This is a genomic window from Spirillospora sp. NPDC052269, assembly GCF_040679435.1.
GTDB lineage: Bacteria > Actinomycetota > Actinomycetes > Streptosporangiales > Streptosporangiaceae > Spirillospora.
In genome coordinates this window covers 447,019-469,102 of record NZ_JBFAUU010000005.1, presented here as the reverse complement: position 1 = coordinate 469,102, position 22,084 = coordinate 447,019, and the positions used below count along the sequence as shown (strand labels likewise).

The following is a 22,084-nucleotide window of genomic DNA, read 5'->3' as shown; positions in this document are numbered from 1 at the left end:
GACCGCTCCGGCGACGCGAACAGGCGTGGCGGACACCGAGGGGCGGAGCACAGAACGCGGACGGGCGGGGTGCGCACGAGGAGCGCACCCCGCCCGTCCGGACGGTCCTTTTCGGTCAGACGGAACCGGCGCCCGTGAGTGAGCGGAAGGACAGCTCGTCGTAGCGGCGGGTGTCGGCGTCCTCGCGTCCGAGGTAGGTGCCGACGATCGCGCACAGGAACCCGAACGGGATGGACACGATGCCCGGGTTCTCCAGGGGGAAGAAGTGGAAGTCGACGCCCTTGGGGAACAGGGACAGGCTCTGCCCGGTGAGCGGGTCCACCTTGCCGGACACGACCGGGGAGAAGAAGACCAGGACCAGCGAGCTGATCAGGCCGCCGTAGATGCCGGAGACGACCCCGGCCGAGTTGAACCGCTTCCAGAACAGCGACAGCGTGATCGCGGGGAGGTTCGCCGCCGCCGCCATCGCGAACGCGAGCGCGACCAGGAAGGCCACGTTCATGTTCTTCGCGATGACCGCGAGCACGATCGCCAGCACCCCGATCAGGCAGGCCGCGAACCGGGCGACCGCGACCTCCTGCGACTCGCGCGGACGGCCGAACATCAGCACGTTCCCGAAGTAGTCGTGCGCCAGCGACGTGGACGACGCCAGCACCAGGCCCGACACCACGGCGAGGATGGTCGCGAACGCGACCGCGCCGATGAACGCCAGCATCAGGTCGCCGCCGACCGGGCCGCCGACATGGTCGCCGAGGGCCTTGGCGAGCTGCGGCACGGCGGTGTTGCCCGCCGGGTCCTGCGCCATGATCGCCTTGCGTCCGACCAGCGCCGCGGCGCCGAACCCGAGGGCGAGCGTCATCAGGTAGAACGCGCCGACCAGCCCGATCGCCCAGTTCACCGAGGTGCGCGCGGCCCGTCCGTCCGGGACGGTGAAGAACCGGGTGATGACGTGCGGCAGGCCCGCGGTGCCCAGCACCAGGGCGAGCGCCAGGCTGATGAAGTCGACCTTGTTCAGGATCGTCTGGTAGCCGTCGCCCGGCACGTCCTTGCCGTACTTGAGGCCGGGCTGCAGGAACGCCGACCCCTTGCCGGACGACGCGGCCGCCGAGCCGAGCAGCCCGGACAGGTTGTAGCCGAACCGGGCCAGCACCAGCGCGGTCAGCACGAGCCCGCCGGCGATCAGCAGCACCGCCTTGATCATCTGCACCCAGGTGGTGGCCTTCATCCCGCCGAACATCACATAGAAGATCATCAAAGCGCCGACCACGACGATCGTCCAGGTCTTGGCGGCCTCCGCCGACATCCCGAGGAACGTCTCGCCGGGGTGGATGCCGAGCAGCAGCGCCACCAGCGCGCCCGCGCCGACCATCTGCGCGAGCAGGTAGAACACCGAGACCGTCACCGTGGAGATCGCGGCGGCGATGCGCACCTTGGGCTGATGGCGCACCCGGTAGACCAGCACGTCCGCCATGGTGAACCGGCCCGCGTTCCGCATCAGCTCGACCAGCAGCAGCGTCAGCAGCCACGCGACCAGGAACCCGATCGAATAGAGGAACCCGTCGTAGCCGGACAGCGCGATGATCCCGGCGATGCCGAGGAAGGACGCGGCGGACATGTAGTCGCCCGCGAGCGCGATGCCGTTCTGCGGCCCGGAGAAGGCGTGCCCGCCCGCGTAGTAGTCGACCGCGCTCTTGGTGTTGAGCCGCGCCCACACGGTGATCCCGAGCGTGACCACGATGAAGAAAAGGAACAACCCGAACGTCACCGTGCGGCCGTTGCCGCCCGCGGTGCCCGGATCCTGGGAGGGCGCGGAGGCGGCGAGCGTCGCCGCTCCGGCGAGGACATGACCGATCATCGCAACCACCCCGGGTCCGGTCGTGCTCCCGTCCCGGACCGCGCGTCCGGGACGTCGTCCTTCGGTTTCGCCGGGCCCGGAACCGGGCCCGGCGCTCCGTTCCGCGCCGCCCCGTTCATGCTCGGAACGGGCTCGGCCCCGTTCGCACTCGGGACCGGCTCGGCTTCGGTCTCATTCGGAACGGGCTCGGCTTCGGCCGCGCTCGGGACGGGGTCGGTTCCGTTCACGTTCGATACGGAGTCCGCGCCGTTCACGCTGGGAACCGGCGAGACTCCGTTCACGCTGGGAACCGGCCCGACTCCGTTCTCACTCGGGATGGAGTCCGCGCCGTTCACGGTGGAAACCGAGTCGGCCCCGTTCGCGGTGGAAACCGGGTCGGCCCCGTTCGCGCTGGTGGCGGGGGCCGCATCGTTCAAACCGGGGGGCGGGTCGGTGTCGTCCCGCGCCGGGGTGGAGGCGGAATCCGCGGCCTCCTTCACCAGGTCATCCAGTGGACCGGGGACGTTTTCCGGACTTCGTTGAGGCCCCGCGAGCACCACCTCCGCCAGTTCCTCCTCAGGCTCCTTCTCCCGCCGCTCCGAATCGTGCTTCACCGGAGCCTGGGGCGGCTTCGGTGACTCCGTTTTCGGCAACGGCTGGGTCGTCGTCGACCCGGCCACCTCGACTGGACGGTCCGGACGACCGTTCAGGCTCGGATCAACCGCGACCTCGACCGCGACCTCGACCGTCAACCCGTCTTCAACAGCGTCCTCAGGCTCGTCCGTGAAGGCCGTCGGCTCCTCCGCGGAGACCAGGACCGCCTTCGGGCGCCGTTCGGGGGCCGGCTCGTCCTCGGCGGCGGGTGAGCGCAGGGCCGAGCGCCGCGGCGCGGCCCGGATCGCGGCCGGGGCGTCCGCCTCCTCGCGGAGGGCCGTCGCGATCGGGTCGAGCGACTCGGCCGCGTACCGCGCGTAGTACCAGGCGAGGGCGAACGTGGACACGAACTGCAGCACCCCGAGGACCAAGGCGACGTTGATGTTGCCGGTGACCGGACGCGCCATGAGATCGCGCGCGAACGCCGAGAGCGCGACGTAGAGGAAATACCAGCCGAGAAAGGAAGCGGCGACCGCCAGCGCGAGCCGGGCGAACCTCCGTCTCAGCAGGAGGAACCTCTCGTCGCGTGCCATGACCGCGTAGCGCACGACCGGTTTTCTTCGCCCCCGGCCGGTCCCCCCGCGCTCCGGTGGTCCCGAGTCCCAGACCATCTGGCCCTCCCCTGACTCCCCATGACTCTATGTAATGATGTGACTTCACTATGAGATCAAACAATCATGGTGAGCACGGGCCACTTCCCGAGAAAGGCTTGGGAGAAGTGCCGGCACGGGGTCAAGAAACGATCCCGCTGGTCATGCCTGTCCCCTATTTCCCCAGAGGTCCGGAGTCGCGGAACGAACGGCTTCCGCCGCCGGAAGTGCCCCCGTCCAGCCTGGGCGGCGGCCCGGTCCGGCCTCCTGAAGGTCCGTCTGACGGAATTGCGCCGCGACCCGGTCACTTTGGGTCACTCAGCTTTGAAATCGGTCCCGTGGAATTGACGAACCGTGCGCCGAACGGGCCACGCGTCCGGACACGGCGGCGGGACGGCCCGCACGGATAGGCTGAGCCGAATCGGTCCCCCGGCCGGACCAGTCCCCGGCCGGATCGAACCGCCGCGCCGAAGCACCGGAGAAGGCAGGTCATCGTGGCAGGAGCCGCCCCGCACCGGGTCTACGCGCCGGAGCTCGTCTGCCCCAGGCGGACGATCGGACGCCGCTCCTTCGACTTCGACCGGCAGGTCGCGGTGATGGCGATCATCAACCGGACCCCGGACTCCTTCCACGACAAGGGCCGGACGTTCGCCCTGGACAAGGCCGTCGAGGCGGTCGACAAGGCGCTGGGCGAGGGCGCGGACTGGCTCGACATCGGCGGCGTCCCGTTCGCGCCCGGCCCGGACGTGTCGCCGCAGGAGGAGATCGACCGCGTCCTGCCGGTGATCGAGGCGGCCCGGGCCCGCACCGACGCGGTGATCTCGGTCGAGACCTACCATCCGGAGGTCGCGCGCGCGGCGTTCGCGGGCGGCGCGGACGTGCTGAACAACGTCACCGGCCTGCACGACCCGAGGCTCGCCGACGTGGTCGCCGAGTCCGGCACCAGCCTGATCATCACGCACAGCCTGGCCGAGCCGCGGACGCGCTACCCGCGCCCGGTCTACGGCGACGTCGCGTCGGAGGTCGCCGCGTTCCTGCGCGACCGGGTCGCGCTCGCGCTCAAGCACGGGGTCGCGCCGGACCGGATCATCATCGACCCGGGGCACGACCTGAACAAGAACACCCGGCACTCGCTGGAGCTGACCCGGCGGCTGCCGGAGATCGCCGACATCGGCTATCCGCTGCTCGCCGCGATCTCCAACAAGGACTTCATCGGCGAGACGCTGGACCGTCCGCAGCGTGAGCGGGTCGAGGGCACGATCGCCGTCACCGTCGCGTCGATCATGCTCGGGGCGCGGATCGTCCGGGTGCACGAGGTGCGGCAGGCCGTGGACGCGGTGCGGATGACCGAGGCCGTGCTCGGCTGGCGCGAGCCCGCCTACACCCGGCACAACGTCGAGTGATCACTCCACGGTGTAGCGCGTGAAGAGGTAGTCGCCGTCCGGGACGGCGTGCATCAGGCGCATGCGCCGCGGGACGTCGAGGTCCGGGCCGTTCAGGATGCGGGACGCGCCCCCGGCGGTGATCATCGGGCTGAGCGTCAGGCACAGCTCGTGGAGCCATCCGGCCGCCGCGACCTGTGCGAGCAGCCTCGGGCCGCCCTCGCAGAGGAGGCGCTCGTGGCCGCGCCGGACCAGCTCGTCCAGCGCGGCGCCGACGTCGGACGACGCCTCGCCGGCGACCAGCACGTCCGCGCGGTCGCGAGCCCGCGCGAGCCGGTCGGCGGGCGCGGACCCGCAGGTGATCACGATCGTCCGGCCGCCGTCGAAGACGCCGCCGTCGAAGTCCAGGTCCAGGCTCTGGGAGACGACCGCGAGCGGCGGGGCGTCGTCCGGCCAGGAGTCGTACTCGCGGACGGTCGCCGCGCCCATGACGACGACGTCGGCGAGTCCGCGCAGCCCGGCCATGAGCGCCTGGTCGCCGGGGTACCCGAGCGCGCCGGTGTCGCCCTTGTACTGGATGCCGCCGTCCAGCGTCGCGATCATGTTCGCCCGCAGCCACGGCGTCCTGTCCGGATAGGCGTACCGCTTGAGCAGATCGTCGATGTCCACTCCCCGACTGTAGGCGGGACGTTCCGGACCGGAACGTCCCGCCCCGGTCAGGAGCGCGTCCGGGCCGCGGGTTCGGCGACCTCGGCGGCCGAGGTGGCGGACCCGGCCCGGGGCTTCGGGAGGGTGAGGGTGACCAGCGCGGCGACGACGGCGACGCCGCAGCCGAGCAGCATGGCGGTGTGGAACCCGTCCTCGGACGGGATGACGTGCCCGGCGACCGAGATCGTCATCTGCGACAGGATCACCCCGACCAGCGCCGCTCCGGTGGACGTGCCGAGCGACCGCATCAGCGTGTTGAAGCTGTTCGCCGCGCCCGTCTCGGACCGCGGGACGGCCCCCATGATCAGTGCGGGCATCGCCCCGTAGGCCAGGCCGACGCCCCCGTTGATGATGAGCCCGACGACCAGGACGCCCCAGGTCGAGCCGATCAGCGCGAGCGAGACGCCGTAGCCGAGCGCGATCACCAGGCTTCCGGCGCACAGCGTGGTCTTCGGGCCGCGCGCGGCCGACAGCTTCGCGCCGAGCGGCGAGATCAGCATCATCATCAGCCCTGCGGGCGCCATCCACAGTCCCGCCGCGAACATCGACTGGCCGAGGCCGTAGCCGAGCGCCTTCGGCAGCTGGAGCAGCTGCATCAGCACGAGCGACTGCGCGTACATCGCGCAGCCGACCAGGATGGACGCGACGTTCGTCAGCAGCACCTGGCGGCGCGCGGCGGTCCGCAGGTCCACCATCGGGTCGCTGACGCGCAGCTCGAACACACCCCAGGCCAGCAGGACGATCACGGCCGCGCCGAACAGGCCGAGCGTGGTGGCGCTCGTCCAGCCCCAGTCCGCGCCCTTGGACACGGCGAGCAGCAGGCAGACCACGCCGACGCCGAGCCCGACCGCGCCGATCACGTCGAACCGCCCGGACCTCTCGCGCACGGCCGCCGCCGGGACGAGCCTCCAGATCAGCAGGCCGATCATGACGCTGAGCACGGCCGACGCCCAGAACAGCACGCGCCAGCTGGTGTTCTCGGCGACCGCCGCCGCGACCGGCAGGCCGAGCGCGCCGCCGATGCCCATGGACGAGCTGATCAGCGCGATGGCGCCGCCGAGCCGCTCGGGCGGCAGCACGTCGCGCAGCACGCTGATGCCGAGCGGGATCAGTCCCATGCCGACGCCCTGGAGTCCGCGTCCGATGATCATCGGGACGACCGAGGACGACAGCGCGCACACCACCGAGCCCGCGACCAGCGGCACCACGCTGACCAGCAGCAGCCGCCGCTTGCCGTACAGGTCGCCGAGGCGTCCGACGGCCGGGATCGCGACCGCGCCCGCGAGCAGCGTGGCGGTCACCGTCCAGGACGCGTTGGACGCGCTCGTGTGCAGGATGTCGGGCAGCCGTCCGATCAGCGGCACCACGAGCGTCTGCATCAGAGCGGCGACGATGCCCGCCACGGCCAGCACGGCCACCACCCCGCCGCCGGACCGCACGGTGGGGGCCTCCTGCGCTGCCACGGGTTCGGGTTCGTCCATCGCGTTCTCCTGCGTCGTCGGGGGCGAAGTACATGTGCACGATACACATGGCATGCACAGCACACAAAATGTGTGCCATGCACACCCCAGGACCGTGTGGTAGGGATGGAGCCAGTCAGGACACCCACCGGGGAAGGACTCCGAGAACGCCATGCAGAAGCCGACGGACCTGGTCGAGTACGAGACCATGCTGCTCGGCCGCCACCGCCCGCTGCTCTCGTCCGGCCCCGAGTCGGAGATCGGCGGCCTGGAGCGCACCGCCTACATCGTGCTCAGCCGCGTCCGGGTCGAGGGCCCGATGACGATCCGGCAGCTCAGCGAGGCGTTCGGGCTCGACCAGTCCACCCTGAACCGGCAGACCTCCACGCTCGTCCGGGTCGGCCTGCTCGAGCGGATCCCCGACCCGGACGGCGGCATCGCGCGCAAGTTCCGCCTCACCGCCGAGGGCGAGCGCCGCCTGGACGAGTGCCGCGACGAGATCGTCCAGGGGCTGGACAAGGTCATGGCCGACTGGTCATCCGAGGACGTCGCCACCTTCGCGGCCTTCCTCAAGCGTTTCAACACCGACATCGAGCGCCTGTCCGGACGCCCCTGGCCCCGCCCGTAGGGGCATCCGGGACGCGTCCCGCCCTCCGGCGGCGGAGGGCCGAGAACTGGGCCCGGAAAAGGATCAGGGCGTCCTCGAAAGTCGAGAACGCCCTGGTCGGTAAGAGCCAGCGAGGGGACTTGAACCCCTAACCCTCGGTTTACAAGACCGATGCTCTGCCAAATTGAGCCACGCTGGCGAGTACGTCCGCATCGTAGTCGAACGGACGGGTCCGCGCGTCCCCGCTCGCGCCGCCGCGGCGCGCCCTTCCGGACGCGCCGCGGGCGGCAGAGGGCCTGCGGGCGGGTCAGTAGCGGGTGCCGACGGGCGGCGGGACCTCGGCCAGTTCGGCGAGATCGGCGTCCGTCAGCGCCAGGCCGGCGGCCCCGCTGTTCTCCTCCAGCCGGGACAGCCGCTTGGTGCCGGGGATCGGCACGACATGGCCGCCCTGGGCCAGCGTCCAGGCGATCGCGACCTGGCCGGGCGTCGCGCCGTGCCGGTCGGCGACCGCGCGGACCCGGTCCACGATCGCCAGGTTGGCCTTCAGCGCCTCGTCCGCGAAGCGCGGCAGCCGGGCCCGGAAGTCGTCCTCGCCGAAGTCCGCCGCCGAGGTGTACCGGCCGGTCAGGAAGCCCCGTCCCAGCGGCGAATAGGGGACGAACCCGACTCCGTGCTCGGCCGTCCAGGCGACGACCTCGTCGTCCCGGGTCCACAGCGACAACTCGTTCTGGACGGCCGCCACCGGGTGGATCGCGTGCGCGGCCGCGATCTGCTCGGGCCGGACGTCCGAGATTCCGAGGTTCCGGACCAGGCCCTGCTCGACCAGTTCGGCGAGCGCGCCCCAGCTCTCCTCGAGCGGAACGTTCTCGTCCACCCGGTGCAGGTAGTAGAGATCGATGTGGTCGGTGCCCAGGCGGCGCAGCGACTCCCGGACGGCGGCCCGGATGTGCTCCGGACGGCCGTCCTTGTGCATCGCCCGGTTGTCCTCGCCCTCCGGGATGCGCAGCCCGACCTTGGTGGCGAGGACGACCTCGTCCCGGCGGCCCTTCAGAGCCCGTCCGACCAGCTCCTCGTTGGTGAACGGGCCGTACACGTCAGAGGTGTCGATCAGCGTCGCGCCGAGATCGATCGCCCGGTGGATCACCCGGATCGACTCGGCCTCGTCCCGTTCCCCCACGGTGTAGGCGTGGGTCATCCCCATGCAGCCGAGGCCTACGGCCCCGACCGACAGCCCACCGATAACGCGCTTGTCCACAAATGCCTCCGGTTCCGTGCGTGATACCGGAAGCGACGTTACTCAGGACGAGCGGCGGCGCGACACCTCGTAGAGCGCGACTCCGGCGGCGACGCCCGCGTTCAGCGACTCGGCCTGACCCGGCATCGGGATCGTGACGATCATGTCGCAGGTCTCGGCGACCAGACGGCCGAGCCCCTTGCCCTCCGAGCCCACGACCAGCACGAACGGCCCGTCCGCGATCTCCAGATCGCCGACCGGGGTGCTGCCCGCGGCGTCCAGGCCGGCGACGAAGCAGCCCGCCTTCTGGTACGCCTTCAGCTGCCGGGAGAGGTTGGTGGTCTGCGCGACCGGGATGGTCGCGAGCGTCCCGGCGGAGGTCTTCCACGCGCCCGCCGTGACACCGGCCGCGCGCCGCTCCGGAAGCACCACGCCCGTCGCGCCGAACGCGGCGGCGCTGCGCACGATCGCGCCGAGGTTGCGCGGGTCGGTGATCCCGTCCAGCGCGACGATCAGCGGGCGGGTGCCGCGGAGCAGGTCGTCGGCGTGCGCGTAGCGGTACGGCTTGACCTGGAGCGCGATCCCCTGGTGGACGGCCCCGTCGGTGAGCCGGTCGAGCTCGGTGCGCCCGGCCTCCAGCAGCGGGATGTTCCGGTCGGCGGCGATCTGGATCGCCTCCCGGATCCGGTCGTCCCGCGCGTCGGTCACGTACAGCGCCGACCCCGGCACCCTGGCGCGCAGGGCCTCTACCACCGGGTTGCGGCCGGTGACCAGCTCCGGGGTCTCGCCGGTCGCGCGCCGCGCCCCGGCCGGACGTCCCGTGGGAGTGGCGGCCTTGGCGGCGTCGGCCGCCGTCTTGCGGGCGGCGCGCGCGCCACCCGGGCCGAGCGTGTCGGTCCCGGTGCGGCGGGAGCTCTTGACGGCCCGGGCCTTCTGGCGCTTGCCGTGCCAGTGCCGGTTCTCGGCCTTCGGGGTGGGGCCCTTGCCCTTGCGCTTCGGCATGATTCCTTTACGCCCTTCGCGACGTTGCGGCTTGCGGAGTGCACGCCCTCGTGGCGTCGGGCGGCTCAGATCTCGGACGCGCCGGGGATCCGCGCGCGCCCTCCAAACCTCTGATTTTAGGTGCCCCCGACCCCTGCCCAGGCCATCCCCCCGCGAGCGAGGGGCCGGGGGCGGCGGTTCGGGACTCGGGACGCCTGCCCGGCGGGTCGTCGGCCGGCAGGCGGCTCAGGACTCGGGGCGGTCGTTCGGCGGGTCCAGGCGGGCCGCGAGCCGGGCGAGGTGGGTCTCGATCGCGGTGAGGCGGGCCTCGATCCGCTCGAGGCGTTCCCCGGCGGCCGCGGCGGCGCGTCCGCTCTGGAGGAGGCTGAGCGGCAGGATCCGGGCGGCCCGTCCGCGCAGCGACCGCTCGATCTCCCGCCGGACGATCTCCAGGTCACCGGCGGCATCAGAGATCACCCGGACGGCGCGCCCCTCGCCCTCGCGGATCATCCCGAGGAGCAGGTGCCCGGGCAGGATCACCTCCGAGCCGAGCCGGTTCGCCTCGCGGAGCCCGAACTCCAGCGCCTTCTTGGCGCGCGGCGTGAAGGGGACCTGGCCCGGCGGTCCGCCCTCGTCCGCCGGGACGGTCTTGGCGATCTCGGCGCGCAGCCGCTCCAGGTCGAGCCCGGCCCGGCCGAGCACCGAGCCGACCCCCGGCTCGTCACCGCGGACGAGGCCGAGCAGCAGGTGCTCGGTGCCGATCGCGGAGTGCCCGAGCCTCCGGGCCTCGTCCTGGGACAGCACGACCGCCTGCCGCGCGTCGTCGGAGAACCGTTCGAACAACGGGACCACCTCGCAGGAGATGCGACGGGACCCTTCCGACGCTACGCCGCGTTCCGTCCTCCCGAACACCGTCGGGCGGGCGGAACGCGGCGGATCGCAGGGAAACGCGCCAAGACGCCGTCGGTACGCGTCGGGACGCGCCCTGGCGTCAGTCGCGCTTGAGGTCCCAGCGGGGGCCGTGGGGGGTGTCCTCGACGAGGACGCCCGCCTCGGTGAGCTGGTCGCGGATGGCGTCGGCGGCGGCGAAGTCCTTGCGCTTGCGCGCCTCCTGCCGCTGTTCGAGGGCCACCTTGATCAGGGCCTCCACCACCGGGGTCAGGTCGTCCCCGGTCGTGGCGTCCCACTCGTCCGACAGCGGGTCGAGGCCGAGCACGCCGGTCATCGCACGGACCGAGGCCAGGAGCCGCCGGGCGGCGTCCTTGTCCTCGGCGGCGAGGGCGTTGTTGCCCTCCCGGACGGTCTCGTGCACGGCGGCAAGCGCCTGCGGAACGCCCAGGTCGTCGTCCATGGCCTGGACGAACGCCTCCGGAAGCGTCCCGGGCTCGCCCGCCCCGACGACCTCGGCGGCGCGCTTCACGAACCCCTCGATGCGCTGGTAGGCGGTGACCGCCTCGGTGAGCGCGGAGTCGGTGTAGTCCATCAGCGACCGGTAGTGCGCGGACGCGAGGTAGTACCGCACCTCGGCGGGACGCGCCCGGTCGAGCAGGTCGGTCAGCAGCACGACGTTGCCGATGGTCTTGCTCATCTTCTCGCCGTCCACGGTGAGCAGCCCGTTGTGCATCCAGTAGCGGGCGAACGCGTCGCCCGCACCCTTGGACTGGGCGATCTCGTTCTCGTGGTGCGGGAAGATCAGGTCGACGCCGCCGCCGTGGATGTCGAACGTCGGGCCGAGGTACATCGTCGCCATCGCCGAGCACTCCAGGTGCCAGCCCGGACGGCCCTCGCCCCAGGGCGTGTCCCACGCGGGCTCGCCCGGCTTGGCGCCCTTCCAGAGCGCGAAGTCGCGCGCGTCGCGCTTGGCGTTCTCGTTCGGGGTGTCCCCGGCCGACCGCATGTTCTCCAGGCGCTGGTTGGACAGCTCGCCGTAGTGCTCGGCCCAGGAGTTCACGTCGAAGTACACGTCCCCCTCGGACGCGTAGGCGTGCCCGTTGTCGATCAGCCGCCGCATCAGCTTGATCATCTCCGGGACGTGCCCGGTGGCGCGCGGCTCGATCGTGGGCGGCAGGCATCCGAGCCGGTCGTAGCCCTGGCCGAAGATCCGCTGGTTGCCCTCGGCCACCGCGAACCACGGCGTCCCGGTGTCCGCGGCGACTTTGATGATCTTGTCGTCGATGTCGGTGACGTTCCGGACGAAGGTCACCTCGTACCCCGACGCGCGCAGCCAGCGCAGCAGCACGTCGTAGATGACGCCCGAGCGCAGGTGCCCGATGTGCGGGGAGGCCTGCGGCGTCGCCCCACACACGTACATCCCCACGCGGCCCTCTCGAAGCGGCTCGAACGCGCGGACGGTACGGGTGCTGGTGTCGTAAAGGCGCAGGCTCACGCCCCAAGGTTATTGGATCGTGCGGGACACGCGCCTTCCCGAACGCCCTTTCTCCTCGACTTCCCCACCCGGACTCTCCTCGGGGCGACCGGCTGGACGGTCGCCCCGAGGTCGTCAGTGGACGTGGACGGAGGACGGGGTCACGCGGACGATCACACGCTCCTCCGGTCCCCGCGCCGTCCACGGGTTCCCGGTGTACTTCTGGGACAGCTCCTCGATGAGCGCGGCCTCCGGGTCGTCCTCGATGGTGACCGTGCCGCGGACCTCGGCGTAGTCGTAGGGGTTGGCCAGGTCGTAGGTGGTCAGGTTGATCCGCGGGTCGCGGACGAGGTTGGAGTGCTTGCGCCGCCCCTTGGTCGTGGAGAACACGATCGCCTCCCCGTCCACCTTCGCCCACACGGGGCTCGCCTGCGGCGCGCCGTCCGGGTTGATGGTCGCCACCGTCACGAAGTTCTTCCCGTCGAACAACGCACGCGCCTTGTCGTTGAGCGCCTTCTCCGCCATGACGTCCTCCAGAAGATCATTAGGTCAGGGGCATCCTCGCACGCACTCCGTCCCCGCTGATCAACGGGACCGCTACCGGACGGGACGCTCCCTTGCCGTGGCGAGGCGGGCGCAGAGGTCCACGAGCGCGACGGCGTTGGGAGTGTGGGCCGCGAGCGCGGTCAACTCCCGGACGCCGTCGACCGATTCCACCCGGACCAGGCCGTTCATCATGCTCACGTCACGAATGGCGGGCCAGGGCACCAGCTGGCCGTCCTTGCCGATCCCGTCTGGACCGAGCTCGAACGCCCCGAACCGGACCGTCCCACCACTCCGCACGACCGCCGTGAGCCGCGGGACGACCCGGGCCGCGACCTCCGCGACGACGACGTCCCCGAGCCGCCGCACGTCCGGCAGGCGGTCGTCGAGCGGCAGGTCCCGCCCGCCCACGGCCGTCACGGTGAAGCGCCATCGCGTCCGCCCGCGCGTCCCGCTGCGGACGCCCGCGACGGTCACGGCGGACAGGTCGTCCCAGCGGTAGGCCACCGCCCGTCCCGTCCCGGCGTAGACCAGGCCGCCTCCGAACAGGTAGACGACGGGCCAGTGCCCCCGCAGTCGCGCGCGCAGGAGGATCCGCACCGCGACGGCCAGATAGGCGGCGCCGACGGATGCGGCGAGCACGCCGATCCAGAACCGTCCGGCGCGCAGGTACAGCACGGACGCGGGCGCGAGCACGAGGACGGCGAGACCGAGCAGCACCAGCCAGCCGATGGCGCGCCGACGGCCGGTCCGGGCGTCGAACACCCGGACCGGCGCCCCGAGCCCATGCGCGGCGGCCCGCTCCAGCACCGAACGAGGAAATGGCACAAAGTACCGACTACCCCAACGTCACCGAAGAAAATCACCACCGCGCGCCATTCCCCCATCACCGGCCCGCCGCACCGCCATCGCCCGCCCACATGAGCGACCGGACGAAACGGTGCGGCGGCGTGGGGTCAGGTGGCGGTGCGGGCCCAGGTCCAGGCGTATTCGGGGTCTTCGCAGCCGCGGGCGGCGGGCCCCAGGTCCAGCGGACGGAAGGTGTCGATCATGACGGCCAACTCGGTCGCACGGTCGTGCCCCTGCTTCACCGCGTCGATCACGGCCTCCACCGCGCCCGGCTGCGGTCCGTGCGTGAACCCGGCCGGGTGCAGCGAGATCGAACCGATCCCGATGCCCGAGCCCTTCCGCGCGCTGTAGTCGCCGCCGACGTAGAACATCATCTCGTCGGAGTCCACGTTGTGGTGGTTGTAGGGGATCGGCACGGCCTCCTCATCGAAGTCGAACGGGCGCGGGCAGAAGGAGCAGATCACGAAGTTCGGGCCCTCGAACGTCTGGTGGACGGGCGGCGGCGCGTGCGTCCGCTTCACGATGGGCTCGAAGTCGTGGATGTTGAACACGTACGGGTACAGGTAGCCGTCCCACCCGACCACGTCGAACGGGTGGTTCAGGTACGTCAACCTGGACAGGCCACCGCGCGTGCGCACGATGACCGGAACCTCGCCGCCCTCCATCTGCAAGGGCTCGGCGGGGGCACGCAGATCCCGTTCGCTGTAGGGCGCGTGCTCGAGGAACTGCCCGAACTGCGACAGGTACCGCTTCGGCGGCCGCACATGACCGCTCGCCTCGATGACCAGCGCGCGGAGCGTCTCACCGTCCTTGGGCACCCAGCGGTGGATCGTCCCGGTCGGGATCACCACGTAGTCGCCCTCGCCGACCTCCAGCGCGCCGTAGGTCGACTCGAACGTCGCCCGGCCCGTCTGGACGTAGACGACCTCCGAGCCGACCGAGTTGCGGTACAACTCGCTCGGCCGGCCGGACGAGGCCACGAACGACATCCGCACGTCCTGGTTGCCGAACAGGACCTGGCGGCCGAGCACCAGATCACCGCCGACCGGCAGATCCTGGGTGCGGTAGCCGCGCGGCTGCAGCGGATGGTTCGGGGTCAGTCCCCCCGCCGCGGCGACGTCGTCCAGCCCCTCGCTCTTGATGATCGCTGTCGGGGCGTGCCGGTGGTACAGCAGGCTGGAATCGGAGGAGAACCCCTCCTCACCCATCAGCTCCTCGGCGTAGAGCCCGCCGTCCGGACGGCGGAACTGCACGTGACGCTTGCGTGGGACCTCACCCACGACCCGGTAGTACGGCATCACTGCCTCCAGTAAGGGGACGCCATCGTCACCGCCACCGTACGTCCCGACACGTTTCGGGCGCAGCACACCTGATCACCGCGTGCCGTACCCGTCCTGGTTAATCTGGGCGCCGCCCGTCCCCTCCCCGAACCGCGAGCCGAGATGTCGTCCGAAGCGCCCCCGTCCCGTCTGCCGCGCCGCCTCCTCACCTTCAGCGCCGCCCTCCTGGTGACCCTGCTGACCGCAGCGGCGTGCACCCTGACCTGGGACGTCCTGCGCACCCTGGCCGAGACGGGCGGCATCGACCACACCTGGTCCGCCGTCTATCCGGCCGCCGCCGACGCCCTCCTCGTCCTTACCCTCCTTTCCCTGCTCGCGGCCCGCCACGCCCGCTGGTGGACCCGCGCCCTCCGCTGGACGCTCCTGCTCCTCCTCTTGGCGGGCCTGTCCTGGACCACCGTCCAGCACGCCGTCTGGGGCTACGCGTCCCTCCCCGCCAAACCCCTCCGCGGCACCGTCGCCGTAGCCCCGCACGCGATGCTCCTCATCGGCGTCTGGCTGTGGCTGACAACCCTCCGCCTACTCCGCACCCCAACACCCCGCCAGCGCCCCACGTCTCCCCCAACCCCCGCCGCACCCCTCCACGAATCCCCCCTCGAACACCTCTTCCCACCAGCCCCCACCTCGGACGCCCCCGCGGAACGCCACCCCCAGCACCCCGCAGAACACCCCGTCCAGTTCCTCTCACCCCCTCCCGAAGAGCACGGCCCCCAAACCGTCACCACCCCATCCGCCCAAGACTCCCCAAACCACCCCGCCGAGCGCGCTACAAGGCCCCGGGCAGCCCTCCAGGACCACACAGGCCCCCACACTCAACAAGCCGAAGCGCCCCACCCCGACGAACCAAGCCAGAGAACACTGGCAACACCCCCTCTCGCCCCCTACCCCACAACCGCCCTCTCCTCCGAACCGGAGATCCAGCCCGACACCTCCACCACGCGGCAGCATCCGCAGCGCCGTCAGGTCACGGTCGCGGCGCCCCGACTCCACAACGAGGGGGCTCGCCCGCCGGAATCACCCCTGGACGCCCGCGCGGACAACGCCGCCGCGCACCCGACCCCGCCGCCAAGGGAAGATTCGACGCCACCTCTCACCCCCTCCAAGGACGACGGCAACACCCCACTCGCCGTCGTCCCCAACGCCGGGACCGAGGCCCGAACCCCAGGTCATCCCCCGGCAGACACGAACGCCCCGCAACAGCCAGCCGAGGAGCCCCAGGCCGGCGCACATGCCGCGTCCGAACACGCCTCCCACTCCCCCGGCGAAGACCTTCACCCCAACCACCCCGCTCACCCCAAGAACGCCCACACCCCCACCGCCCCCCTCCCCACCAACGACACGCCCCCGGAGTCCCCCGAGGCCGTCGACTCAGCCGAAGCCAGCCCCCACCTCGCCCCTCCCAAAGACACACCCCCCGAGGACGAACCACAGCCCCTCCCCTCCCACGAAGCACCGCCAACCACGCCCGCCCCTGATCCCGACCCCGACCCCATCTCCCCAGACCGCGAAGGTCGCACGGCGAAGAACACCCCGCAGCCCCCTCGTCCCAAGCACGCCCCCCTCTCCACGCCGCTCCCAGACGGCGAGGGTCACACGGCCGAAGCCACTTCCCAGCCCCTCCTGGCCGAGCACGACCCACTCCCCGCGCCGCTCCCAGACGTTCAACTGGACGAGGCTCAGACGGACGACACGCCACCCTGGGGCTTGAATTCGCCATCCAGCAGGCTCCGCAGTTCCCCCACTCCCCCTGCCGACTAGCCACCCTCGGCAGCAGCCATCGCTGCCACGAAAACGAGTCAGGCGACCCGGCTTCGGGCCCACAGTCACCCGTGCCGGCCGTACCTGCAGTTCTCCGGCGGCTAGGTCGACGCCGGGACCGCCGAGGCCGAGCCCTGCTCATGGCCACCACGAGTTTGGCGTTGCCGCCGGGCGCCGAGCCGAGCCCCTCGGTGAACAGCTCGGTGTCGGGGAGGGGCAGTCCGGCAGCCCGGCGAAGATCACGTCCATGAAGACCTGGCCGCTCAGAAAGACGTCCAGGCCGGGTGCCTCCCCGGCGTCACGCTGGCCGTCCGTGCGGCGGAGCCCGGCCCAGCGCGCACCGGGCGAGCCGGCAGCGTGCTCGACGGCCTCGGTGTCAGCGCTCCACTACCGGAACCAACGCTGGCGCAGCTGGCCTCCCCGCGCAGCCAGGCCAGTAACCGTGAAGCCCTTGTGCAGGGGGGGGCAGTGAGCCGATGGGCGGATGCAGGCAGGCCGGTAAGCGATGGGCAAGGAATATCGAGAGAGCGGGCGGTGGCAGCAGGCCAGGTCGCGGGCCCGGACGGGGGAGGCCAGGACGGGGGTGGAGGCCCAGACGGAAGAGGCTGAGACGGGGTGCGCCCGGACGACATGGGCCCGGATGGCTGTGGACCGAGGCCGAGGCCGGGCCGGGGCCGGAGATGGACGTGGGGCTGGGCCGGGGGCAGGGCGGGGCCGGAGGTGAGCGTAGGGCTGGGCCGAGCGTGGGCCGTGGGCCGTGGGCAGGCGGTGGGACGGCACGGTCTGGATGGCTGTGGGCCGGGGCGAGCGTGGGCCAGGCCGGGCGTGGGTCGTGGGTCGTGGGTCGTGGGTCGTGGGCCAGCGTAGGCAGGCGCCGGACGCAGGCCCAGACGGACGCAGGCCCAGACGGACGCAGGCCCAGGCGGACGCAGGCAGGCGGTGGAACGGCACAGGTCTAGATGGCTGTGGGCCGGGCCGAGGCCGGGGCCGGAGATGGACGTGGGTCTGGGCCGGGGGCGGGCCGGAGATGGACGTGGGTCTGGGCCGGGGGCGGGCCGGAGATGGACGTGGGTCTGGGCCGGGGGCGGGCCGGAGATGGACGTGGGTCTGGGCCGGGGGCGGGCCGGGGCCGGAGGTGGGCGTGGCTCTGGGCCGGGCGTGGGCCGGTCGTGGGTCGTGGGTCGTGGGCGAGCGTAGGCAGAGGCCGGACGCAGGCCGGGGGCGGGCGTGGGCCCGGGGCGGGCGTGGGCCCGGGGCGGGCGTGGGCAGGCGGTGGAACGGCACAGGTCTAGATGGCTGTGGGCCGGGGCCGGACGCAGGCCGGGGGCGAGTGTAGGCAGGCGGTGGGACGGCACGGTCTGGATGGCTGTGGGCCGGGGCGAGCGTGGGCAGGGGCCGGGCGTAGGGCGGGGGTGGGCGTGGACCGGGGCCGGGCGTAGGGCGGGGCGGTGAAGAGGCGGGGGGGGTGTCCGGGTGGGCCGGAAATGGTCGGGTGGGGGTGGGGGTGTGCGGGTACGTCTTCGGGCATGGGTCGACTGTTCGCTGGGTTGGTGGACGACGCCGCGCTGTTTCCGCCGGCACGGGAGTCGTTGGAGAAGGCACTGCCCGCTTACCGGGACGCGGCCGGGGACGTGGTGATCGGGCGCTTCCTGTGTCCGGCGTCGCGGGTCGCCGAGTTGCGGACGCTGCTCCTCACGGATGACCTCCTGGATCTGGGGGTGATCGCGGACACCGGGGTGGACGCCTTGCCGAAGGTGCTGGAGGACGTGGCGTCCGAGCCCCGGCTCCGGCTGCGCGGGATCGAGGTCGCGCTCCCGGAGGACGCGGCTCAGGCGCAGGCCGCGACGGTCACGATCGCGGCGCTGGCACCGGAGGTGCCGACGTTCCTCGAGGTTCGGCGGGCGGCCTCGTGGCATGCGGTGGTGGACGGGATCGCCGCCGCGCATGAGGCCGGGGCCCGGGTCGGGGCGAAGCTCCGGACGGGCGGGGTGACGGCCGACGCGTTCCCGTCGCCGGACGAGGTCGCGGTGTTCGTGGGTGCGTGCGTCGAGCGGCGGTTGCCGTTCAAGTGCACGGCGGGCCTGCACCATGCCGTGCGGCACGCGGATCCGGAGACCGGGTTCGTCCACCATGGGTTCCTGAACATCCTGCTGGCCACGGCGCATGGCGGAAGCCTCGAGGACGTCCTCGCGACCGACCCTGTCGCCGTCGCCTCGCGGGTGCGCGGCCTGACCGGTGATCAGCGCGAAGCGGCGCGGCGGATGTTCACCGGTTTCGGCTCCTGTGACATCGACTCCCCGCGTTCGGACCTCGCCGACCTCGGCCTGCTGTGAGGGGACGGCTCTGTTGTCGGGCCGAGCGTCCAATGCCGGCCCCGCGGTGGGCCCTTCACTCGAAGGGAAGGGCTTCCTCAAGGGGCCTTTCTGCGGGTGAGCGCAAAGTGGAGCACCGGGGAGGCCTCCACGGGCTCGCGGCCCGGACCACCGGCCCTGACACCGTCCGGCACGTAGAACACGGACGGGGCCTCCTCGGCGATCATCAGCCGTTCTTTCGCCTTGAGTCAGCCCGCCGGGACGGTACTGGGGTCGCCATCCGGTCACGAGCCGAGATGAGGCGTGCGATGGCCGCTCTCTGCGAGCTCTGGGGTGGGTGTCGGGTGCGGACGGTCGGGCTTGATCGATGGTCGGTGGATGGGGTGTGGAGGGACGAAGACGAGTGGTGCGAGGTTCGGTGCGGCGAGGGGGTTGGTCGATCTCGGTGGGCGGGGAAGGATGGTGCGCATGACTTGGGTTGAGGTCGACGAGGACAGCGGCTTTGGCATCGAGAATCTGCCGTACGGGGTGTTCCGGCGGGACGGAGCGGACGCGCGGGTCGGGGTCGCGATCGGCGATCGGGTGCTGGATCTGGCCGGACTGGCCGGGGCCGGGCTCGTCGAGGATCGCGGCTGGTTCGCATCCGGCGCGCTGAACGGGTTCATGGCGGCAGGACGGGCCGCCTGGACGGCGAACCGGGCCCGGCTGCGGGAACTGCTCACGGATCCGGCACACCAGGAGGCGGTGTCGCCACATCTGGTGCCGGTCGCGGATGTCGAACTGCTGCGGCCGTTCGAGGTCGCCGACTACGTGGACTTCTACTCCTCCGAGCACCACGCGACGAACGTCGGCCGGATCTTCCGGCCGCAGGGCGAGCCGCTTCTGCCGAACTGGAAGCACCTTCCGGTCGGGTATCACGGGCGGGCCGGGACGGTGTACGCGTCCGGGACGCCGATCGTGCGGCCGTGCGGACAGCGCAAGGTCGTGCCGGCCGACGCGGCGCCGTCGTACGGGCCGTGCCTGAAGCTCGACATCGAGGCCGAGGTCGGATTCGTCGCCGGGGTGCCGTCGACGCCGGGACGGCCCGTCACTCCGCGCGCGTTCCGTGATCACGTCTTCGGGTTCGTGCTGGTGAACGACTGGAGCGCGCGGGACATCCAGGCTTGGGAGGCGCAGCCGCTCGGGCCGTTCCTCAGCAAGTCGTTCGCGACCTCGGTCTCGCCCTGGGTGGTGCCCCTCGCGGCTCTGGAGGCGGCCCGGGTCGCCCCGCCCGCACAGGACCCGGCGCCCCTGCCCTACCTGCGCGCCGACGAACCTTGGGGGCTCGACCTGCGGCTGGAGATCCTGATCAACGGGCACGCCGTGTCGCGGCCGCGGTTCGACGGGATGTACTGGACGCCGCCGCAGCAGCTCGCGCACGCGACGGTGAACGGCGCGCCGCTGCGCACCGGGGACCTGTTCGCCTCCGGGACCGTCTCGGGACCCGCCAAGGAGGAGCGCGGCTGCCTGCTGGAGCTGACCTGGAACGGCACGGAGCCGCTTGAGCTGCCGGACGGCGCGAAGCGCGCGTTCCTCGAGGACGGCGACACCGTCACCATCCGCGCGACCGCGCCGGGCGCGAACGGGACCAAGATCGATCTCGGCGAGGTGACCGGAACCATCCGCCCCGCGCACTGCTGAACGTCTCATGTGATCGAGTCTGCGCCGCCGGAGTCGGGTAATGGAAAGTTACCCACAGGTTGTGGATAACCCTCCGGCGCGCAGGACTCAAAGCTCGGTGATCGCACGAACGGAACGCCCGGAACCGGGCGAGGTCGCGGGGAGCGTGCGAGGTTCTGAACAAGCTGCGCCAAGCCCTGAGGGCCGAGCGACGGAGCCGTGAGCCCATCGAGGACGGGCAGAACTGAACCGGGACGGCAGGAGCCCGTACTGGGGAATGGCAGGGCTGCGCAGGAGCGGCAAGGAGCCGATCGCGCAGCGCGCCCCGCCGCAGCAGCAGGCATCCCGCGCGCGTGGGATGGACATGCCGGAACCTTGAGCATCCCCGGAATGGCGCACTCCTCTGCGGACGGGCGAGCTGCATGGGGCGGCTGGAGGCGCCGCGCGTGGGATGGGCCCGCCGGAGCCCTGGGCACCCCTGGGGTGGCGCGCTGCTCTGCAGACGAGCGAGCTGCATGGGCGGTTGGAAGCGCCGCGCGTGGGATGGGCCCGCCGGAGCCCTGGGCACCCCTGAGGTGGCGCACTCCTCTGCAGACGAGCGAGCTGCATGGGGCGACCGGAAGCGCCGCGCGGCTCGGGTGCGCCAGCGCGCCAGGTGATTGCCGGGTGGGTTGCTTGGGTGCACCTGCACGCGCCACGAGTGCGCCAGGCGGGCAGCTCAGGCACGCCAGGCGCGCGGCAGGGCGCCAGCACGCGGCGTGAGTGTGCTGGGTGGGGGGGCTTGGGGGTGGGTGGGGTTACGTGGGGGGGTTGGGGAAGACGAGGGCGTTGGCCAGGGCGGCCAGTCCTTCGCCTCGGCCGGTGAGGCCGAGTCCGTCGGTGGTGGTGGCCGAGACGCTGACGGAGGCGCCGCCGAGCGCTTCCGAGAGGGCCTTGGCGGCCTCGTCGCGGCGCTTGCCGATCTTGGGACGGTTGCCGATGACCTGCACGGCGACGTTGCCGATCAGCCAGCCCGCCTCGTCCACCAGGCGGGCCGTCTCGCGCAGCAGCGTGGCGCCGGACGCGCCGGACCAGCGAGGGTCGGACGTGCCGAAGACCTTGCCGAGATCGCCGAGTGAGCAGGCGGACAGCAGCGCGTCGCAGATCGCGTGCGCGGCGACGTCGCCGTCGGAGTGGCCCTCGAGGCCGGGACCCTCGCCGGGCCATTCGAGCCCCGCCACCCAGAGGGGACGGTCATGGAAAGCGAACGGGTGGACGTCGGTTCCGACGCCCACCCGTGGAAGCTGATGATTCACCTGATCAGCTGGCCAGCACCTCGTCGAGGAGGGCCTCGGCCTTGTCCTCGTTGGTCTTCTCCGCGAGCGCGAGCTCGCTGACCAGGATCTGGCGAGCCTTGGCGAGCATGCGCTTCTCGCCCGCCGAGAGCCCGCGCTCCTTGTCGCGACGCCAAAGATCACGCACAACCTCGGCGACCTTGTTGACGTCACCGGAGGCGAGCTTCTCCAGGTTGGCCTTGTAGCGGCGCGACCAGTTGGTCGGCTCCTCGGTGTAGGGTGCGCGCAGCACCTCGAACACCTTCTCCAGACCCTCCTGGCCGACGACGTCGCGCACGCCCACGTCCTCGACGTTCTCGACCGGAACCTGAACTGTCAGGTCGCCCTTGTCGACCTTCAGGACCAGGTAGGTCCTTTCCTCACCCTTGATGGTGCGAGTCTCGATGGCCTCGATCCGAGCAGCCCCATGGTGGGGGTAGACGACGGTGTCGCCGACCTGGAAAGTCATGTGACAAGTACCCCTTCCGCTAGAAC

At 71.7% G+C, this 22,084-nt stretch carries 17 protein-coding genes and 1 tRNA gene; 4 read left to right on the top strand and 14 right to left on the bottom strand.

Going from position 1 to position 22,084, the window contains the following annotated elements; translation table 11 throughout:
• Positions 1-115 precede the first annotated feature (115 nt).
• Together AB0L06_RS13615 and AB0L06_RS13610 are read right to left on the bottom strand one after the other, a co-directional pair.
• Positions 116-1,855: a monocarboxylic acid transporter gene (locus AB0L06_RS13615; protein ID WP_500231268.1), complete on the bottom strand. Its 1,740-nt coding sequence runs from the start codon at positions 1,853-1,855 to the stop codon at positions 116-118.
• A complete protein-coding gene (locus AB0L06_RS13610) occupies positions 1,852-3,021 on the bottom strand; it encodes a DUF485 domain-containing protein (RefSeq protein ID WP_500231267.1) in 1,170 nt (389 codons plus the stop codon). Before AB0L06_RS13610 ends, AB0L06_RS13615 begins: the two co-directional genes overlap by 4 nt.
• A gap of 551 nt (positions 3,022-3,572) precedes the next feature.
• Here AB0L06_RS13610 and folP point away from each other — a divergent pair.
• A complete protein-coding gene (gene folP, locus AB0L06_RS13605; protein ID WP_500231266.1) occupies positions 3,573-4,481 on the top strand; it encodes a dihydropteroate synthase in 909 nt (302 codons plus the stop codon).
• On the opposite strand, the gene AB0L06_RS13600 is transcribed toward folP, so the two are convergent.
• Both AB0L06_RS13600 and AB0L06_RS13595 read right to left on the bottom strand, forming a co-directional pair.
• Positions 4,482-5,129 (bottom strand): dihydrofolate reductase family protein, encoded by a 648-nt coding sequence (locus AB0L06_RS13600; protein WP_500231265.1) that lies wholly within the window; start codon positions 5,127-5,129, stop codon positions 4,482-4,484.
• Positions 5,130-5,176: 47 nt separating this feature from the next.
• The gene (locus AB0L06_RS13595; protein ID WP_500231264.1) at positions 5,177-6,649 is read right to left on the bottom strand and encodes an MFS transporter; all 1,473 of its coding nucleotides are present in this window, start codon (positions 6,647-6,649) and stop codon (positions 5,177-5,179) included.
• Positions 6,650-6,800: 151 nt separating this feature from the next.
• Here AB0L06_RS13595 and AB0L06_RS13590 point away from each other — a divergent pair, with 151 nt between their 5' ends.
• Positions 6,801-7,256 (top strand): MarR family winged helix-turn-helix transcriptional regulator, encoded by a 456-nt coding sequence (locus AB0L06_RS13590; RefSeq protein ID WP_500231263.1) that lies wholly within the window; start codon positions 6,801-6,803, stop codon positions 7,254-7,256.
• A 104-nt stretch (positions 7,257-7,360) separates the two neighbouring features.
• Here AB0L06_RS13590 and AB0L06_RS13585 read toward each other — a convergent pair.
• The 8 genes from AB0L06_RS13585 to AB0L06_RS13550 all read right to left on the bottom strand — a co-directional run bounded on the left by AB0L06_RS13585 (position 7,361) and on the right by AB0L06_RS13550 (position 14,505).
• Positions 7,361-7,434 (bottom strand) — tRNA-Thr (locus tag AB0L06_RS13585).
• A gap of 108 nt (positions 7,435-7,542) precedes the next feature.
• Positions 7,543-8,490 (bottom strand): aldo/keto reductase, encoded by a 948-nt coding sequence (locus AB0L06_RS13580; protein ID WP_500231262.1) that lies wholly within the window; start codon positions 8,488-8,490, stop codon positions 7,543-7,545.
• 42 nt (positions 8,491-8,532) lie between these two features.
• Positions 8,533-9,471, bottom strand: coding sequence for a 23S rRNA (guanosine(2251)-2'-O)-methyltransferase RlmB (gene rlmB, locus AB0L06_RS13575; protein ID WP_500231261.1), 939 nt, complete (start codon positions 9,469-9,471; stop codon positions 8,533-8,535).
• A gap of 225 nt (positions 9,472-9,696) precedes the next feature.
• Positions 9,697-10,293 (bottom strand): Clp protease N-terminal domain-containing protein, encoded by a 597-nt coding sequence (locus AB0L06_RS13570; RefSeq protein ID WP_500231260.1) that lies wholly within the window; start codon positions 10,291-10,293, stop codon positions 9,697-9,699.
• Positions 10,294-10,441: 148 nt separating this feature from the next.
• Positions 10,442-11,836: a cysteine--tRNA ligase gene (gene cysS, locus AB0L06_RS13565; RefSeq protein WP_500231259.1), complete on the bottom strand. Its 1,395-nt coding sequence runs from the start codon at positions 11,834-11,836 to the stop codon at positions 10,442-10,444.
• Positions 11,837-11,950: 114 nt separating this feature from the next.
• Positions 11,951-12,340, bottom strand: a complete 390-nt coding sequence (locus AB0L06_RS13560; protein WP_500231258.1) for a PPOX class F420-dependent oxidoreductase — start codon at positions 12,338-12,340, stop codon at positions 11,951-11,953.
• A 72-nt stretch (positions 12,341-12,412) separates the two neighbouring features.
• Positions 12,413-13,168 carry a DUF6585 family protein gene (locus AB0L06_RS13555; RefSeq protein WP_500231257.1) on the bottom strand — a complete coding sequence of 252 codons (756 nt, stop codon included), beginning with the start codon at positions 13,166-13,168 and terminating at the stop codon, positions 12,413-12,415.
• A 146-nt stretch (positions 13,169-13,314) separates the two neighbouring features.
• Positions 13,315-14,505, bottom strand: a complete 1,191-nt coding sequence (locus tag AB0L06_RS13550; protein WP_500231256.1) for a homogentisate 1,2-dioxygenase — start codon at positions 14,503-14,505, stop codon at positions 13,315-13,317.
• 3,326 nt (positions 14,506-17,831) lie between these two features.
• Here AB0L06_RS13550 and AB0L06_RS13545 point away from each other — a divergent pair.
• On the top strand, positions 17,832-18,638 hold the full coding sequence (locus AB0L06_RS13545) for a hypothetical protein (protein ID WP_500231255.1): 807 nt from the start codon (positions 17,832-17,834) through the stop codon (positions 18,636-18,638).
• A 447-nt stretch (positions 18,639-19,085) separates the two neighbouring features.
• The gene (fahA, locus tag AB0L06_RS13540) at positions 19,086-20,297 is read left to right on the top strand and encodes a fumarylacetoacetase (protein WP_500231254.1); all 1,212 of its coding nucleotides are present in this window, start codon (positions 19,086-19,088) and stop codon (positions 20,295-20,297) included.
• A gap of 776 nt (positions 20,298-21,073) precedes the next feature.
• On the opposite strand, the gene ispF is transcribed toward fahA, so the two are convergent.
• Entirely contained in the window at positions 21,074-21,550 is a 477-nt protein-coding gene (ispF, locus tag AB0L06_RS13535) for a 2-C-methyl-D-erythritol 2,4-cyclodiphosphate synthase (RefSeq protein ID WP_500231253.1), read from the bottom strand.
• A 25-nt stretch (positions 21,551-21,575) separates the two neighbouring features.
• Positions 21,576-22,058, bottom strand: a complete 483-nt coding sequence (locus tag AB0L06_RS13530; protein ID WP_026414839.1) for a CarD family transcriptional regulator — start codon at positions 22,056-22,058, stop codon at positions 21,576-21,578.
• Between the last annotated feature and the right edge of the window lie 26 nt (positions 22,059-22,084).

Excerpts from the sequence above, each read along its gene's own strand:
- fahA (WP_500231254.1), top strand. The coding sequence starts at position 19,086 with ATGACTTGGGTTGAGGTCGACGAGGACAGCGGCTTTGGCATCGAGAAT.
- AB0L06_RS13590 (WP_500231263.1), top strand. The coding sequence starts at position 6,801 with ATGCAGAAGCCGACGGACCTGGTCGAGTACGAGACCATGCTGCTCGGC.
- AB0L06_RS13615 (WP_500231268.1), bottom strand. The coding sequence starts at position 1,855 with ATGATCGGTCATGTCCTCGCCGGAGCGGCGACGCTCGCCGCCTCCGCG.
- AB0L06_RS13610 (WP_500231267.1), bottom strand. The coding sequence starts at position 3,021 with ATGGCACGCGACGAGAGGTTCCTCCTGCTGAGACGGAGGTTCGCCCGG.
- AB0L06_RS13550 (WP_500231256.1), bottom strand. The coding sequence starts at position 14,505 with ATGCCGTACTACCGGGTCGTGGGTGAGGTCCCACGCAAGCGTCACGTG.
- AB0L06_RS13545 (WP_500231255.1), top strand. The coding sequence starts at position 17,832 with ATGGGTCGACTGTTCGCTGGGTTGGTGGACGACGCCGCGCTGTTTCCG.
- AB0L06_RS13560 (WP_500231258.1), bottom strand. The coding sequence starts at position 12,340 with ATGGCGGAGAAGGCGCTCAACGACAAGGCGCGTGCGTTGTTCGACGGG.
- rlmB (WP_500231261.1), bottom strand. The coding sequence starts at position 9,471 with ATGCCGAAGCGCAAGGGCAAGGGCCCCACCCCGAAGGCCGAGAACCGG.
- AB0L06_RS13530 (WP_026414839.1), bottom strand. The coding sequence starts at position 22,058 with ATGACTTTCCAGGTCGGCGACACCGTCGTCTACCCCCACCATGGGGCT.
- AB0L06_RS13595 (WP_500231264.1), bottom strand. The coding sequence starts at position 6,649 with ATGGACGAACCCGAACCCGTGGCAGCGCAGGAGGCCCCCACCGTGCGG.